The sequence below is a fragment of the Phenylobacterium sp. genome (assembly GCF_030680185.1).
GTDB lineage: Bacteria > Pseudomonadota > Alphaproteobacteria > Caulobacterales > Caulobacteraceae > Phenylobacterium.
The window spans coordinates 1-12,866 of record NZ_JAUXVZ010000045.1; the positions used below are offsets into that span (position 1 = coordinate 1).

The 12,866-nt window shown below is 67.5% G+C and carries 12 protein-coding genes and 2 pseudogenes; 3 read left to right on the plus strand and 11 right to left on the minus strand.

Translation table 11 applies throughout. The annotated features are described in order from the left end of the window. The 4 genes and pseudogenes from Q8L83_RS10655 to Q8L83_RS10670 all read right to left on the minus strand — a co-directional run. Positions 1-891: pseudogene (locus tag Q8L83_RS10655) on the minus strand (F0F1 ATP synthase subunit alpha); the annotation flags it as partial. Positions 892-895: 4 nt separating this feature from the next. Then, positions 896-1,450, minus strand: a complete 555-nt coding sequence (locus tag Q8L83_RS10660) for a F0F1 ATP synthase subunit delta (RefSeq protein WP_305286742.1) — start codon at positions 1,448-1,450, stop codon at positions 896-898. Between the two features lie 190 nt (positions 1,451-1,640). Continuing rightward, positions 1,641-1,976 carry a PaaI family thioesterase gene (locus Q8L83_RS10665; RefSeq protein ID WP_305286743.1) on the minus strand — a complete coding sequence of 112 codons (336 nt, stop codon included), beginning with the start codon at positions 1,974-1,976 and terminating at the stop codon, positions 1,641-1,643. 99 nt (positions 1,977-2,075) lie between these two features. Continuing rightward, positions 2,076-2,414, minus strand: a complete 339-nt coding sequence (locus tag Q8L83_RS10670; protein WP_305286744.1) for a hypothetical protein — start codon at positions 2,412-2,414, stop codon at positions 2,076-2,078. A 343-nt stretch (positions 2,415-2,757) separates the two neighbouring features. Here Q8L83_RS10670 and Q8L83_RS10675 point away from each other — a divergent pair, with 343 nt between their 5' ends. Continuing rightward, positions 2,758-4,737 (plus strand): transglycosylase domain-containing protein, encoded by a 1,980-nt coding sequence (locus tag Q8L83_RS10675; protein ID WP_305286746.1) that lies wholly within the window; start codon positions 2,758-2,760, stop codon positions 4,735-4,737. Positions 4,738-4,771: 34 nt separating this feature from the next. Here the strand turns inward: Q8L83_RS10675 and Q8L83_RS10680 are convergent, their stop codons facing one another. The 3 genes from Q8L83_RS10680 to Q8L83_RS10690 all read right to left on the minus strand — a co-directional run bounded on the left by Q8L83_RS10680 (position 4,772) and on the right by Q8L83_RS10690 (position 7,536). After that, on the minus strand, positions 4,772-5,521 hold the full coding sequence (locus tag Q8L83_RS10680; protein WP_305286748.1) for a M48 family metallopeptidase: 750 nt from the start codon (positions 5,519-5,521) through the stop codon (positions 4,772-4,774). Between the two features lie 11 nt (positions 5,522-5,532). Continuing rightward, complete coding sequence (locus Q8L83_RS10685) at positions 5,533-6,804, minus strand: polyhydroxyalkanoate depolymerase (protein ID WP_305286750.1); 1,272 nt, start codon at positions 6,802-6,804, stop codon at positions 5,533-5,535. A gap of 123 nt (positions 6,805-6,927) precedes the next feature. After that, complete coding sequence (locus Q8L83_RS10690; protein ID WP_305286751.1) at positions 6,928-7,536, minus strand: SCO family protein; 609 nt, start codon at positions 7,534-7,536, stop codon at positions 6,928-6,930. A 76-nt stretch (positions 7,537-7,612) separates the two neighbouring features. Between Q8L83_RS10690 and Q8L83_RS10695 the strand changes: the two genes are divergently transcribed. Further along, positions 7,613-8,995 carry an ActS/PrrB/RegB family redox-sensitive histidine kinase gene (locus Q8L83_RS10695; protein ID WP_305286752.1) on the plus strand — a complete coding sequence of 461 codons (1,383 nt, stop codon included), beginning with the start codon at positions 7,613-7,615 and terminating at the stop codon, positions 8,993-8,995. Positions 8,996-9,086: 91 nt separating this feature from the next. Further along, positions 9,087-9,644 carry an ActR/PrrA/RegA family redox response regulator transcription factor gene (locus Q8L83_RS10700; RefSeq protein ID WP_305286753.1) on the plus strand — a complete coding sequence of 186 codons (558 nt, stop codon included), beginning with the start codon at positions 9,087-9,089 and terminating at the stop codon, positions 9,642-9,644. Positions 9,645-9,662: 18 nt separating this feature from the next. Here Q8L83_RS10700 and mmcB read toward each other — a convergent pair whose 3' ends face one another. The 4 genes and pseudogenes from mmcB to Q8L83_RS10720 all read right to left on the minus strand — a co-directional run. Continuing rightward, a complete protein-coding gene (gene mmcB, locus Q8L83_RS10705; RefSeq protein ID WP_305286754.1) occupies positions 9,663-10,115 on the minus strand; it encodes a DNA repair putative endonuclease MmcB in 453 nt (150 codons plus the stop codon). 50 nt (positions 10,116-10,165) lie between these two features. After that, complete coding sequence (locus Q8L83_RS10710; RefSeq protein WP_305286755.1) at positions 10,166-10,723, minus strand: lipocalin family protein; 558 nt, start codon at positions 10,721-10,723, stop codon at positions 10,166-10,168. Between the two features lie 93 nt (positions 10,724-10,816). Beyond that, positions 10,817-11,947 carry a ferritin-like domain-containing protein gene (locus Q8L83_RS10715; protein WP_305286757.1) on the minus strand — a complete coding sequence of 377 codons (1,131 nt, stop codon included), beginning with the start codon at positions 11,945-11,947 and terminating at the stop codon, positions 10,817-10,819. Positions 11,948-12,159: 212 nt separating this feature from the next. Beyond that, positions 12,160-12,866: pseudogene (locus tag Q8L83_RS10720) on the minus strand (ferritin-like domain-containing protein); the annotation flags it as partial.

The following is a 12,866-nucleotide window of genomic DNA, read 5'->3' on the forward strand; positions in this document are numbered from 1 at the left end:
GCCCGGATAGGCTTCGCGGCCCGGCGGGCGGCGCAGCAGCAGGGACATCTGGCGATAGGCCACGGCCTGCTTGGACAGGTCGTCATAGATGATGACGGCATGCATGCCGTTGTCGCGGAACCACTCGCCCATGGCGCAGCCGGCGAAGGGCGCCAGGAACTGCAGCGGGGCCGGCTCGGACGCCGTCGCGGCGACGACGATCGTGTATTCCAGCGCGCCGCGCTCTTCGAGGGTCTTGACGATCTGGGCGACGGTCGAGCGCTTCTGACCGATGGCCACATAGATGCAGTAGAGCTTCTGGCTCTCATCGCCCGAGGCGTTGATGGCCTTCTGGTTCAGGATGGCGTCGATGGCGACGGCGGTCTTGCCGGTCTGACGGTCGCCAATGATCAGCTCGCGTTGGCCGCGGCCGACGGGGATCAGGGAGTCGATGGCCTTCATGCCGGTCTGCACGGGCTCGTGCACCGACTTGCGCGGAATGATGCCCGGCGCCTTCACGTCGGCGCGGCGACGCTCGGTGGCGACAATCGGACCCTTGCCGTCGATCGGCTCGCCCAGCGGATTGACGACGCGGCCCAGCAGGCCCTTGCCCACCGGCACGTCCACGATCTCGCTCAGGCGGCGGACTTCGTCGCCCTCGCCGATGGCGCGGTCGTCGCCGAAGATCACGACGCCGACATTGTCGCGTTCCAGGTTCAGGGCCATGCCCTTCACGCCGGCCTTGGGGAACTCGACCATTTCGCCCGCCTGGACGTTGTCGAGGCCGAAGACCCGGGCGATACCGTCACCGACGGACAGGACCTGCCCGACGTCGGAGACATCAGCTTCTTCGCCGAAATTGGCGATCTGCGACTTGAGAATGGCCGAAATCTCGGCGGCGCGGATATCCATGGTCTTACGCTCTCTTGAGGGCGAATTTCAGCGAGTCGAGCTTCGTACCCAGCGAAGCGTCGAACAGACGGGAGCCGACCCGAACCTTGATACCGCCAAGGATCGACGGATCGACGTGGGTCTCAATTTCAGGATCCTTGCCCAGGGCCTGACGCAGGGCGGCCGAGACCCCCCGAGCCTGATCCGCAGACAGGGGCATGGCGGTGGTGACGTGAGCCGAAACCACCCCACGACGCGCGGCCGAGAGGGCCTGGAAGGCGGTGATCACCGAGCCGATGGCCGAGGCCCGGCCATTGGCGGCGATCAGGCCGAGAAACTTGCGCGTGGTCGAATCAAAGCCGGCCTTGGCGGCCACGGCGGCCAAGCCCTTGCCTTTGTCCTGCGCGCTGAAGGCCGGCGAGGCCAGCAGGACGCGCAGGTCGCGGCTATCGGCCAGCATGGCCTTCAGCGACTTGAGGTCGGCCTCGACCGCCGCAATCTTGTTCTCGTCGTTCGCGAGATCGAACAGGGCCTGAGCATATCTGCCGCCCACATTCGAAGTCCTGGAATCGTCCGCCACTATGTGTCCGCCCGGTGCGTGTCAAAAGCCGCGACAGAAGAATCTCCGCCACAGCTAAAGGCTTGAAAGCGCTTGAAAAAGCACGTCGCCGAAAGAGGAGGTTCGCCCCCCGACCCTAAGCCGCGCGCCTGATAGCACGCGATTTTAGGCGCCGCAACCAAACCGGCGTCTGGGAAATCGGCCATTTCGCCTAAGCCGGGGCGGTGGCCTCGAGTCTGCGGAACACCGCAGAGCCCGTGGCGGCCAGGGCGCCGTCGTCCTTGAGCACCCGCCCATGCACGAAGACCAGGGTCCGCGTGGCCCGCTCGACCCAGCTCTCGACGGTGACCGTTTCGCCCCCGTGGAGGGCCACGCCATAGTCGAGGGTGAGAGAGACCGGCGCTGCGGCTTCGCCAATGACGGCGGCCATGGCGGACTCAAGGAGGGCCGCCGCCGGCGCCGGGCCGGAGGGCGTCTGGCCGGTGCGGATCAGGCGGGCGGCGTCGGAGGGCGCTTCAGCGCCGGACGTGGGGGAGGATGCGTTCATGGCCGCGCTCCTTTAAGGCGCGGCGCACAAAAGAAAAAGGGCGCCGGAGGTCCGGCGCCCAGTTTGACAGGCTCGACAGCTACGGCTGGGAGGCCGGTACTAGCGGTTGGCGACCTGCGTCTTGGCCAGGGCCGCCTCGTTACAGGCGCTCAGACGCTCCGCATCGAAGGATTTGCGGCCGCCTTCGAAGGCGGTGACCGCCCCGAACGCGCCAGCCAGGTCCTTGCAGGTGGCGTTGGCGAAGGTGCGCGAGGTGGGCGCATTGGCGATGCATTCGGCGCCTTCGCACCAGAAAACGGCGCCGCCGGCCACCAGCTTGGTGCGCTCTGCCACGGGCTGCTCGAGCTTGGCCGTAACCAGCTGTTGGGCGGCGGCCTGGCCAGCGATGGCGAGCGTCAGGAAGGCCGCGGCGGCGGCCGCGGTGTTACGGATCATCATGGGTCGCACTCCGGCGTTGGGGAGGAAGCGGCGCGAAGCGGCGGCGCCGGCTGGCCCGAAAACCCCTGGCGACTATCCCCATCGCCGGACGCCCTCGAACTAAGCAACGCTAAGATAACGGCGTTAAGATCCGGCGCAACCGCCATTTGCGTTAGGCCGCTATGCAGGTTTGAAGACGCGAGCGCCTGACGCAGCGTCATCCGTAGCCCTAACCGGCGCCGTGGAATCGCCCCGTTCATCCCCCATCAACCCTGTCGCGCGTCTTGTCGGGTTCGGATAAAGGATCGCGCCAGGCGCAGGCGCCGAGACGCACACGCTCTCTATAGAATCGCTAGGACGACGGATGGCCAATTCGCAACCGCCAGGATCGCCCCGCCAGGGTCGGCGCGGCAGCGCCCGGCGCACGCCCCTGCAGGCCTTCCTCTATTGGACGGCGGTCATCGGGGTCTGGGGACTCATCTTTGTCGCCGCCTTCTTCGCGGTCTTCGCCGTCGATCTGCCTGACACGTCCAAGCTCTATGATGTCGAGCGCCAGCCCTCGATTTCCTATCTGGATCGCTCGGGCGCCCTTGTGGCGGTGCGCGGCTCGCAATACGCCCCGCCGGTCGATCTCGACACCCTGCCCGAGCATGTGCCGAAAGCCTTCATCGCCATCGAGGACCGCTGGTTCTACTGGCACCCGGGCTTCAACCCCTGGGGCATCGTCCGCTCGCAGTACTACAACATGACCAGCGATGGCGGCCCCCTGCGCGGCGGCTCGACCATCACCCAGCAGCTGGCGCGCAACCTCTTCCTGACGCCGGCCCAGACCTATCGCCGCAAGGCCCAGGAGCTGATCCTGGCCGTCTGGCTGGAGATGAAGTTCTCCAAGAAGGAGATCCTCGAGCTCTATCTGAACCGGGTCTATTTCGGCGGCGGCGCCTATGGGATCGAGGCCGCCTCGCAGCGCTATTTCAACAAGCCGGCGCCGGAGTTGACCATCGGCGAGTCCGCCCTGCTGGCGGGCATGATGAAAGGTCCGTCGCGCTACAGCCCCGTCTCGGCCACCGAGCGGGCGGCCCGCCGCGCCACCGTGGTGCTGGACGAGATGGTCCGTCTGGGCGCCATCACGCCGGAAGAACGCACCGAAGCCTTCAACAACCCGGTGCGGGTCAATCCGACCCTGGCCAATCAGCGGGCGCAGTATTTCGTCGACTGGATCGACGACGAGGTCCGCGCCCTGGTGGGCGAGCCCACCGACGACCTGGTGGTCGAGACCACCCTCGATCTTCCCATCCAGACCGCCGCCGAGCAGGCCGTGCGCCGGGGCGTCGCCGCCGGCGCCGACCAGGGCATCGGCCAGGGCGCCCTGGTGGCCCTCGACGGCGAGGGGCGCGTGCGGGCCTATGTGGGCGGCGCCGACTATCAGGAGAGCCAGTTCGACCGGGCGACCATGGCCAGGCGCCAGGCGGGCTCGGCCTTCAAGCCCTTCGTCTATCTGACCGCCATGGAGCAGGGACGCACCCCCAATATCCGGGTGGTCGATGAGCCCCTGCGCATCGGCGACTGGGAGCCGCGCAACTATAATGGCGAGTTCCGGGGCGAGATGACCCTGGAGCAGGCCCTGGCCCAGTCCACCAACACGGTCGCCGCACGGCTGGCCAGCGAGGTCGGCACCGGCAACGTCGCCTCCACGGCGCGCCGCCTGGGCATCACCGGCAATATCCAGCTCGACCCCTCTATGGCGCTCGGCGCCGTCGAGGTGAGCCCCCTGCAGATGGCCCAGGCCTACGCCCCCTTCGCCAATGGCGGCTTCAAGGCCCAGGGCTATGGGATCGAGCGCATCCGCACCTCCGACGGGCGGGTGCTGTATGACCACAATGTGGACAAGCCCCAGCGCCAGTCGGTGATCGGCTCGCCGGCCCTGCAGTATATGAACCAGATGATGCGCGGCGTCGTGACCCGCGGGACGGGGACGGCGGCCCAGGTTCCTGGCTATGACCTGGCCGGCAAGACCGGCACCACCAACGACTACCGGGACGCCTGGTTCGTCGGCTACACCGGCGGCTTCGTCGCGGCCGTCTGGGTCGGCAAGGACGACAACTCGGCCATGCGCCGGGTGGCCGGCGGCGGCGCGCCCGCACGGATCTGGAAGGACTTCATGACCGCCGCCCTGCCGCGGCTGAACGCCCAACCGATCCCCGGGGGCACGATCGATCCCCCGGCCCAGACGCCGGCGGTCGATCCGATCGGCGATCTTCTGGACGGCGTGGGCGGCATGATCGGCAGCGAGCCGGCTCCCCAGCCCAGCCCCCCGTCCAATCCGGAGACGATCCCCTACTGAGCGGGTCGTTACCGAGCGGGGCTTAAGACGGCGGCTATTGCGCCTCTGCCGCGCCGACGGCGTGCAGCCGCGCCCCATGGACCCGGAGCCACTGGCGGTGGGGGGCGGGGTCGCCGACCAGATTCTCCACCAGGGCCCAGAACCGGGGGCCATGGTTGAGCTCACGCAGGTGGGCGCATTCGTGGGCGACCACATAGTCGGACACTTCCGGCGGGGCCAGGGCCAGCCGCCAGGAATAGCGGACCACCGCAGGCTGGACGCCGGACGCCGGCTTGCAGGAGCCCCAGCGCGACCGGGCGTCCGTCAGGGCGACCTTCGGCGTCGTCGCCCCCAGCGCCTTGGCGTGGATCGCCGTCAGGGATGAAAGCTGCTCCAGGGCGTGGCGCTTGACCACCCGCTGCACGGCGCGCGCATAGGTCTCGCCCTCCCCGGCCGCGACGATCTGACCGGGGCCTTCGGTCTCGTCTTCGATCAGCCTGGCCCGACCGGCGCCCACGGCCAGCACCACCTCGGCGCCGAACAGGCTCAGCCGTGCGCCGGGGACGAGGGGCTGGGCGCTGGGCAGTTCGGCCAGCCGCGCCAGAATCCAGTCTATGCGGTCGCGGGCGAAGGCCGCCGCCTCGCCCAGCCGCCGCGGGCTCGGGGCGGTGGCCACCACCTCGCGCCGGCTGCGGTCCAGGCGCAGCGAGACCCGGCGCGCCCGCGCATGGACTTTCAGGCGGATGACGGCGCCGGCGATCTCGATCCGGTCGCCGTCTGCGAAGCTGCGGCCAAAGAGACTCATGTCCCTCTGATTTAGGCAGGCTTGGCCGACTTGTCGAAGCGGCTTTGATGATCGGCGATGAAGTCCCGCACCCGAGGATAGATTTCCTCACGGAAGCGCCGGCCGTTGAACACGCCGTAATGGCCCACATGGGGCTGCACATAGTCGATCTTCAGCTCGGCCGGCAGGTTGGCGCAGAGGTCGTGGGCGGCCTGGGTCTGGCCAATGCCGGAAATGTCGTCGTTCTCGCCCTCGACGGTCAGCAGCCCGATGTCGCTGATCTGGCCAGGGTCCACGAGCCGGCCCTGGTGCACCAGCTCACCCTTGGGCAGCAGGTAGCGCTGGAAGACGTAATCCACCGTCTGGAGATAGAATTCCTCGGTCAGATCGAGGACCGACAGGTACTCGTCGTAGAATTCCAGGTGCTTTTCGGCGGAGTCTCCATCGTCACCCATCAGGTCCTCGAGGTAGCGCAGATGCGCTTCCTGGTGACGCTCGATGTTCATCGACATGAAGGAATAGAGTTGCACGAAACCCGGATAGACCCGGCGGCCCATGCCCGGATAGGGCGGCGGAACCGTATAGACCATGTTCGAGGCGAACCAGGCGAAGGGGCGCTCCTCGGCCAGCTTGTTGGTCACGGTCGGCGAAAAGCGCGCGTCGATCGGCGACCCCATGAAGGTCATGGAGGCCGGCCGCGAGGCCTCATCGTCCTGGGCCATCAGGCTGGCGGCGGCCAGCACCGGCGGACCCGGCTGGCAGACGGCGACCACGTGCGGGCGCGGGCCTAAGAACCGCAGCATCTCGCGGACGTGGTCGATATAGTCGTGGAAGTCGAAGCGGCCTTCCATCACCGGCACCGACCGGGCGTTCTCCCATTCGGTGATGTAGACCTCGTGGTCCTGCAGGAAGGCCTGGACCGTGCCGCGCAGCAGGGTGGCGTAGTGTCCCGACAGGGGCGCGACGATCAGCACCGGCGGCTCCAGCCGGGTGCGGCCGGCCCGGCGCATGTCGGTCATGTCGCGGCTGAAATGGGTGAGCTTGACCCAGGGCGAGCTCCACACCGTCTGGGTGCGCACCGCGACGCGCTCGCCGTCGATGGTGACCGAGTCGATGCCCCATTCGGGGCGGCGGTAGCGGCGGGTGAGGTTCGAAAAGAGGTCCGCCGTCGCATAGATGCGGCGGCCGATCTCGGTGTCCTTGGCCGGATTGAGCGGGGAGCTCCAGAAGTCGCGGGTCGCCAGGGCGGCCAGGCGCATCGGCGTCGCGCCGTAATATCCGGTCTCGTGCAGGGTATAGAGCATCTGCCAAACATCCTTGTGCGCTGCAACATATCGCGCCGCGCCTTAACGGAGTCCAGCCTTGGCCGTTCCGACAGCTCCGCTGCGCCGCGACCCGAGATCGCGGGGCGGGACTCCAGGAGCCCCTTAGCCGCCCTGCATGGCCGTGCGGATCAGGCGGGCCATTTCGTCAGGGGCGACGCCGAAGGCCAGGACGCGATTGAAGCGCCCCTTGGGGTCCATCAGATAGGCCGCCGTGGAATGGTCGATGGTGTAATCCGGCCCCTCGCCCGACTTGCGATAATAGACGTAGTAGGCCTTGGCCACGGCGGCGACCTGCTCGGGCGTGCCGGTCAGACCGATGACATTGTCGGGAAAGGCGTCGAGCGACAGATAGGTCTTCAGCTGTTCGGGCGTGTCCCGCTCGGGATCGACCGAGATGAAGACCGTCTGCAGATCATCCCCCCGCGGACCGAGCTGCTGCTTGGCCACGTCGATCGCCTGCAGGGTCGAGGGACAGATGTCGGGGCAATAGGTGAAGCCGAAGAAGACGATGTTCCACTGGCCCTCCAGCACGCTCTCGTCCACCGGCCGGCCATCCTGATCGACCAGCTGGAAGGGGCCGCCGACATCGCCTTGCGCCGTCTGTGCGCCGCCGGCGCGCTGCGCCCCGCCCATCGTCCAGAACAGACCCGCCCCCACCGCCAGGCCCAGGATCGCCACCAGGGCGATCAGGATCAGAGAACGTTTCGACATGGCCAGACCTCGCGCGCGGCGTGCAGTTTCGTTTGGGGCTCGCCAGAACCATCGATCTCGGTGATCTTCAGGGGCGATGGCCCTCAAGAATGACGGATCGGCAGGTCTGAAGGACCCCCTGGGTCTCGATAGGCAAAGCACCGCCCTGCTGCAAGGCGAGCTCGCCTGGGACGAAGCCGTCCTCAAACAGGGCCGGCTGCGGATTCGCACCGTGGTCACCCTGCGCTGGGTGATGGTGGCCAGCGAGGCGGCCGTGCTGACGGTGAGCGCCGCCCTGCTCAACCTGCCCGCCCCCTACGCCATCTGCTTTGGCCTGGTGGGCCTGGCCGCCTGGGTCAACCTTCTGGTGGGCATCGCCACGCCGGGCCAGCGCCTGCTCAATCCCGGCGAAGCCACCCTGCAGCTCGGCTTCGACATCGTCCGTATCGCGGCCCTGGTCTTTCTCACCGGCGGAATCATCAATCCGTTCGTCATCCTGATGATCCCGCCCCTGGCCTTGGCCGCGGCCACCCAGTCTCTCGCGCCGACCCTGGCGCTGGGCGGCATGGCCATGGGCCTGGGCGCCGTGCTGAGCTTCTTCGCCCTGCCCCTGCCCGGGGCGCAGATTTCCATCGCCGCCTGGCCGCTGGGATGGCGGCTGGGCGCCATGACCGCGCTGCTGCTCGGCCTGGCGGTCACCGCGGCCTATGTGCGCGAAGCCGCCCAGGAAACCGCCCGCCGCGCCCTGGCCCTGGACGTGACCCAGGCGGTGCTGGCCCGCGAACGGCGCATGACGGCCCTCGGCGGGCTGGCGGCGGCCGCAGCCCACGAGCTTGGCACCCCCCTGGCCACCATCGCCATCGTCGCCAAGGAGATGGCCCGGGAGGCCACCACCCCACAGATCCGCGAGGACGCCGACCTGCTGATGGCCCAGGCCCAACGCTGTCGCGAAATCCTCGCCCGGCTGACCGAGGCGCCGGACGCCTCCGACGAGGTCCATGAGCGCATGAGCCTGCTGCAGCTGCTGCAGGAGGTGATCGAGCCCCATCGCGACGTGAAGGGGGTGCGGCTGGAGGCCATCGTCACCGGCGCGCCCGGCGTGCGCAAACCCAGCCTGGCCCGCATGCCCGAGGTGATCCATGCGATCAGCTCGTTCGTCGAAAATGCGGTGGACTTCGCCGCCTCCGAAGTGCTGGTCACCGCCCGCTTCGACGCCGACACCGTCGCCCTGGAGGTCCGCGATGACGGCCCAGGCTTCGCCCCGGAGATCCTGGCCCGCCTGGGAGAGCCCTATGTGACCAGCCGGCCAGGCGCGGAGGGCTCGCGCACCGGCCATATCGGCATGGGCCTGGGGTTCTTTATTTCCAAGACTCTGCTGGAGCGCACCGGGGCCGTCGTCGCCTTCCAGAACGGCCGGCCGCGGGGGGCGGTGGTCACGGTCCGCTGGCCCCGCAGCCGCATCGAGCTTGACCATAACTGACCTGGAACCTTTGGGCCTTGCAGTTGGCCGCCGGAGCACCCCAGTATCGGTACACGCACGGAGGGAGGCCCGCACGCGCGGGTGGCGTTTCATGAGCGACTTGAGCACCCAGATCGACGTCTTGCCAGATAAGAGCCTGCTGCTTCTGGATGACGACATGGCTCTTCGAACCCGGCTCGGTCGGGCGCTGGAAGGCCGAGGTTTCGAGCCGGTGCTGGCCGCCAGCGTCACCGAGGCCCTGGCGGCGGTGAAGGTCTATCCCCCCGCCTTCGCCGTCCTGGACATGCGCCTGGAGGACGGCACGGGCCTGAAGGTGGTGGAGGCGGTGCGCGAAGCCCGCCCCGACGCCAAGATCATCATGCTGACCGGCTATGGCAATATCGCCACCGCCGTGGCCGCGGTGAAGGCCGGGGCGGTGGACTATCTGTCCAAGCCCGCCGACGCCGACGACGTGGCCCGCGCCCTGCTGGCCCAGCCCGGGGACGTCGCCGCCCCGCCCGAAAACCCCATGAGCGCTGATCGGGTGCGCTGGGAACATATCCAGCGGGTCTATGAGCTGTGCGGCCACAATGTCTCGGAAACCGCCCGGCGGCTGAACATGCACCGGCGCACCCTGCAACGCATCCTGGCCAAGCGCGCGCCCCGCTGAAGGCCTGAGGGCTGGGGCTTACAGGCTGAGGGCCGAGGCGGCTCTCAGCGCCGCCAACCGACCAAAGGCCACGGTCAGCGCCTTGCGGCGGGCGCCGGCCAGGCTCGCCACCGGCGCCTCGCGCAGCACCGCCCCGCCAAAGGCGTCGGCGACGATCAGCCCGGGATCATCGGGCAGGACGTCCCGGGGAAATTCCGGCGCCACGGCGAAGGCGAAGGCGTCGCAATAGGGCTCATACTCCCGCCACTTCAGGTCCGTGCGGAAGTCCTCCAGGCTCGACTTCACCTCGACGATGAAAAGGTCCCCGCGCCGCCCCAGCGCCATCAGATCCGCCCGGCGGCCATTGGGCAGGCACACCTCGGTCAGCGGCGCATAGCCCAGCGCCGCCAGCAATCGCGCCGCGCCCCGCGTCACCGCCTGGGTGATCTCCGGCCGGGAGGTGGGTTGGCAGGTGGTCAGAACCAGATCCATGCCACCACCATGTTCCGCCTTCGTTCACGAGGCAAGGGCTCCGCCCCGCCTCACTTCACCTGTTGCGGAAATTCCAGGGTGGCGGGGTCGTAGCCGAGTTGCTTGATGCGGGCGATGGCCTGGCTGCGGACCGCGGCGCTCAGCTGGGGCGCCTTGGAGAGCAGCCAGACATAGTTGCCGCCCGGCGTCCCCATGATCAGCCAGCCCTGGTCGGTGCGGTGGTCGAGGATCCAGTATTCCTGGTTCATCACTCCGCCGAAGAAGCTGAGCTTGAACTTGGCGTTCTTCTCCGGATCGACCGAGGTGGCGTTGGCCTTCCATTCCTTCTTCGGGCCGTCCGGCGCGCCGCGGCGGCAGGTCTGGACCACCGAATAGCCAGAGCCAGATCGCGTCCAGTCGGCGGTGGCGGCCTCGCAGGCCTTCTGCATGGCGTTGGGAGTGCGGGCCACCTCGTACCAGCGGCCGGTCATGCTGGTCAGTTCGACGCGGTTGGCGGGCTCGGGCGCCTTGGCGGCGGCGGGCGTGGGCGCGGTCAGGGCCAGGAGCGCGGCGCCCAGGGCGGCGGGCGCGAAGAGGCCGGCGGCGCGGCGGGGAAAACGGGTCTGCATGCCGTAATCCTAAGAAGACAATGCGCCCGGAACAAGGACGCCCGCCGGAGAGCCCCCGGCGGGCGTCGCAAGTGGGTCTTTGAAAGACGCAGCCTATTCGGCGGCGATGGTCACCGGCTTCAGGGCGCGTTCCTTGAAGTTGATGGCCTGCAGATAGACGATGCCTTCCTCGGCGATGTCGTCGCCGACCATGCGGTCGCCCTCGGACTTCAGCTCGTCCATGTCCACATACATGCCGTAGAAGGCCTTGGTGCGGTCGGTGATGATGCCGGCGTTGAGCAGGGTCTTGATCAACACCCGGAAGATGTTGGTCGATTCCTTCATGTCCTCGCGGCGGGCCTCGTCGGTGGCCAGCAGCTGGATTTCCTCGAGCACCTTGTCGGGATCCAGGCCGAACTCCTCATAGAGGTCGCGCTGCTCGCTAGGCGAGACCAGGTTGAACAGCAGCACCTGGAAGCAGTGGGCCGCCCAGTCCTCGATGATCTCGTGTTCCTGCGGGGTCAGCTTGGGAATGGTGCGGTCGGCCCAGATCTTCCCGAACTTGTGATGGAAGGCCTCGTCGGTCATCACCAGCTGCATCAGCTTGCGGCCGAGCGGGTCGTTCAGCTTCTGATAGAAGGTGGCGAAGGCGCCCATGGCCAGGCCCTCGACCAGCATCTGCATGCCGATGATCTTCTTGTAGACCTCAGGGCTGCCGATGATGTCGACCAGCAGGTCCTGCAGCACCTTGGTGCATTCCACCGGCCGGCCCCAGCGGGCCTTGATGTATTTGGCGAAGGCCGTGACGTGGCGGGCCTCTTCGCGGGTCTGGTTGGCGGCGTATTCCTGCGCCCCCTGGTCCAGCAGCACGTGGCAGAGGCTGGCCGACAGGTTCAGCGCGCCCTGTTCGCCGTGCAGGATCGAGGAGAAGGACCGCAGCAGCGACTTGTTGATGAACTGGGCGCGCAGGCTCGGGGTGTTCAGATGGTCGCTGACATACTTGGTCTGCAGGGCGACGTTCAGCTCCTCGGGCACCAGGGGCTGGTTGTCCATGTCCCAGGGCTCGTCGAAGTCGATGTATTTCTTGTCGAGCGGATCCCAGAAGTGGTCGTGGGTCGCCGAGATGATCTTGTCGAAGGCTGTGGAGCGCCCGTTATAGCGGTCCAGGTCGAGCATGGACTCGAAGTCGTCCGGGGCGACTGCGTCGTAGATCAGGTCCTTGGTGATGTTGCCGTCGGCGGCCATTCATTCCTCCTGGGGTTTCGGAAAGCGTGGGCGCCCTTGCTCCGAACTACGCACGGCGGGCGTCTCTCTGGCTTTGGAACCAGCCTGACTCCTCAGACCGGCGTTCGTCAAAGGAATACATGACGCCGGCGTCAATTTTGCGGCGCCGGGCCACGAAAAACGCCCGCCGGAGGTCCGACAGGCGTTTCGAAGGCGAAAGATGACGCCAGGGCCTATTCGGCGGCGATGGTCACCGGGGCGGCGTGGCGGTCCTTGAAGTTGATCTCCTGGAGGTACTTGATGCCCTCCTCGGCGATGTCGTCGCCGACCATGCGGTCGCCTTCGGCCTTGAGCTCATCCATGTCCACATAGATGGCGTAGAAGGCCCGCGTCCGGTCGGTGATGATGCCGGCGTTCAGAAGCGTCTTCACCAGCACGCGGAAGATGTTGGTCTGCTCCTTCATATTTTCCCGGCGGGTCTCGTCGGTGACCATTTCGGCCATCTCGGCGATCACCTTGTCCGGATCCAGGCCGAACTCCTCATAGAGGTCGCGCTGCTGGCTGGGGGAGACCAGGTTGAACAGCAGGGTCTGGAAGCAGTGGGCCGCCCAGTCCTCGATGATGGCGTGCTCTTCGGCGTTCAGGTGCGGGATGGTCCGGTCGGCCCAGATCTTCCCGAACTTGTGGTGGAAGGCCTCGTCGGTCATCACCAGCTGCAGCAGCTTCTTGCCGGTCGGGTCGTTGATATTGTTGAAGAAGGTGGCGAAGGCGCCCATGGCCAGGCCTTCCACCAGCATCTGCATGCCGATGATCTTCTAATCGACCTCCGGGCTGCCGATGATGTCGACCAGCAGGGACTGCAGCGTCGGGCCGCATTCCACCGGCCGGCCCCAGCGGGCCTTGATGGACTTGGCGAAGCCGGTGACGTGGCGCGCTTCCT

Coding starts and splice junctions, on each gene's coding strand:
- Q8L83_RS10695 (WP_305286752.1), top strand. CDS start 7,613: ATGGCCCTCAAGAATGACGGATCGGCAGGTCTGAAGGACCCCCTGGGT.
- Q8L83_RS10700 (WP_305286753.1), top strand. CDS start 9,087: ATGAGCGACTTGAGCACCCAGATCGACGTCTTGCCAGATAAGAGCCTG.
- Q8L83_RS10665 (WP_305286743.1), bottom strand. CDS start 1,976: ATGAACGCATCCTCCCCCACGTCCGGCGCTGAAGCGCCCTCCGACGCC.
- Q8L83_RS10675 (WP_305286746.1), top strand. CDS start 2,758: ATGGCCAATTCGCAACCGCCAGGATCGCCCCGCCAGGGTCGGCGCGGC.
- Q8L83_RS10690 (WP_305286751.1), bottom strand. CDS start 7,536: ATGTCGAAACGTTCTCTGATCCTGATCGCCCTGGTGGCGATCCTGGGC.
- Q8L83_RS10710 (WP_305286755.1), bottom strand. CDS start 10,723: ATGCAGACCCGTTTTCCCCGCCGCGCCGCCGGCCTCTTCGCGCCCGCC.
- Q8L83_RS10670 (WP_305286744.1), bottom strand. CDS start 2,414: ATGATGATCCGTAACACCGCGGCCGCCGCCGCGGCCTTCCTGACGCTC.
- mmcB (WP_305286754.1), bottom strand. CDS start 10,115: ATGGATCTGGTTCTGACCACCTGCCAACCCACCTCCCGGCCGGAGATC.
- Q8L83_RS10680 (WP_305286748.1), bottom strand. CDS start 5,521: ATGAGTCTCTTTGGCCGCAGCTTCGCAGACGGCGACCGGATCGAGATC.
- Q8L83_RS10685 (WP_305286750.1), bottom strand. CDS start 6,804: ATGCTCTATACCCTGCACGAGACCGGATATTACGGCGCGACGCCGATG.
- Q8L83_RS10715 (WP_305286757.1), bottom strand. CDS start 11,947: ATGGCCGCCGACGGCAACATCACCAAGGACCTGATCTACGACGCAGTC.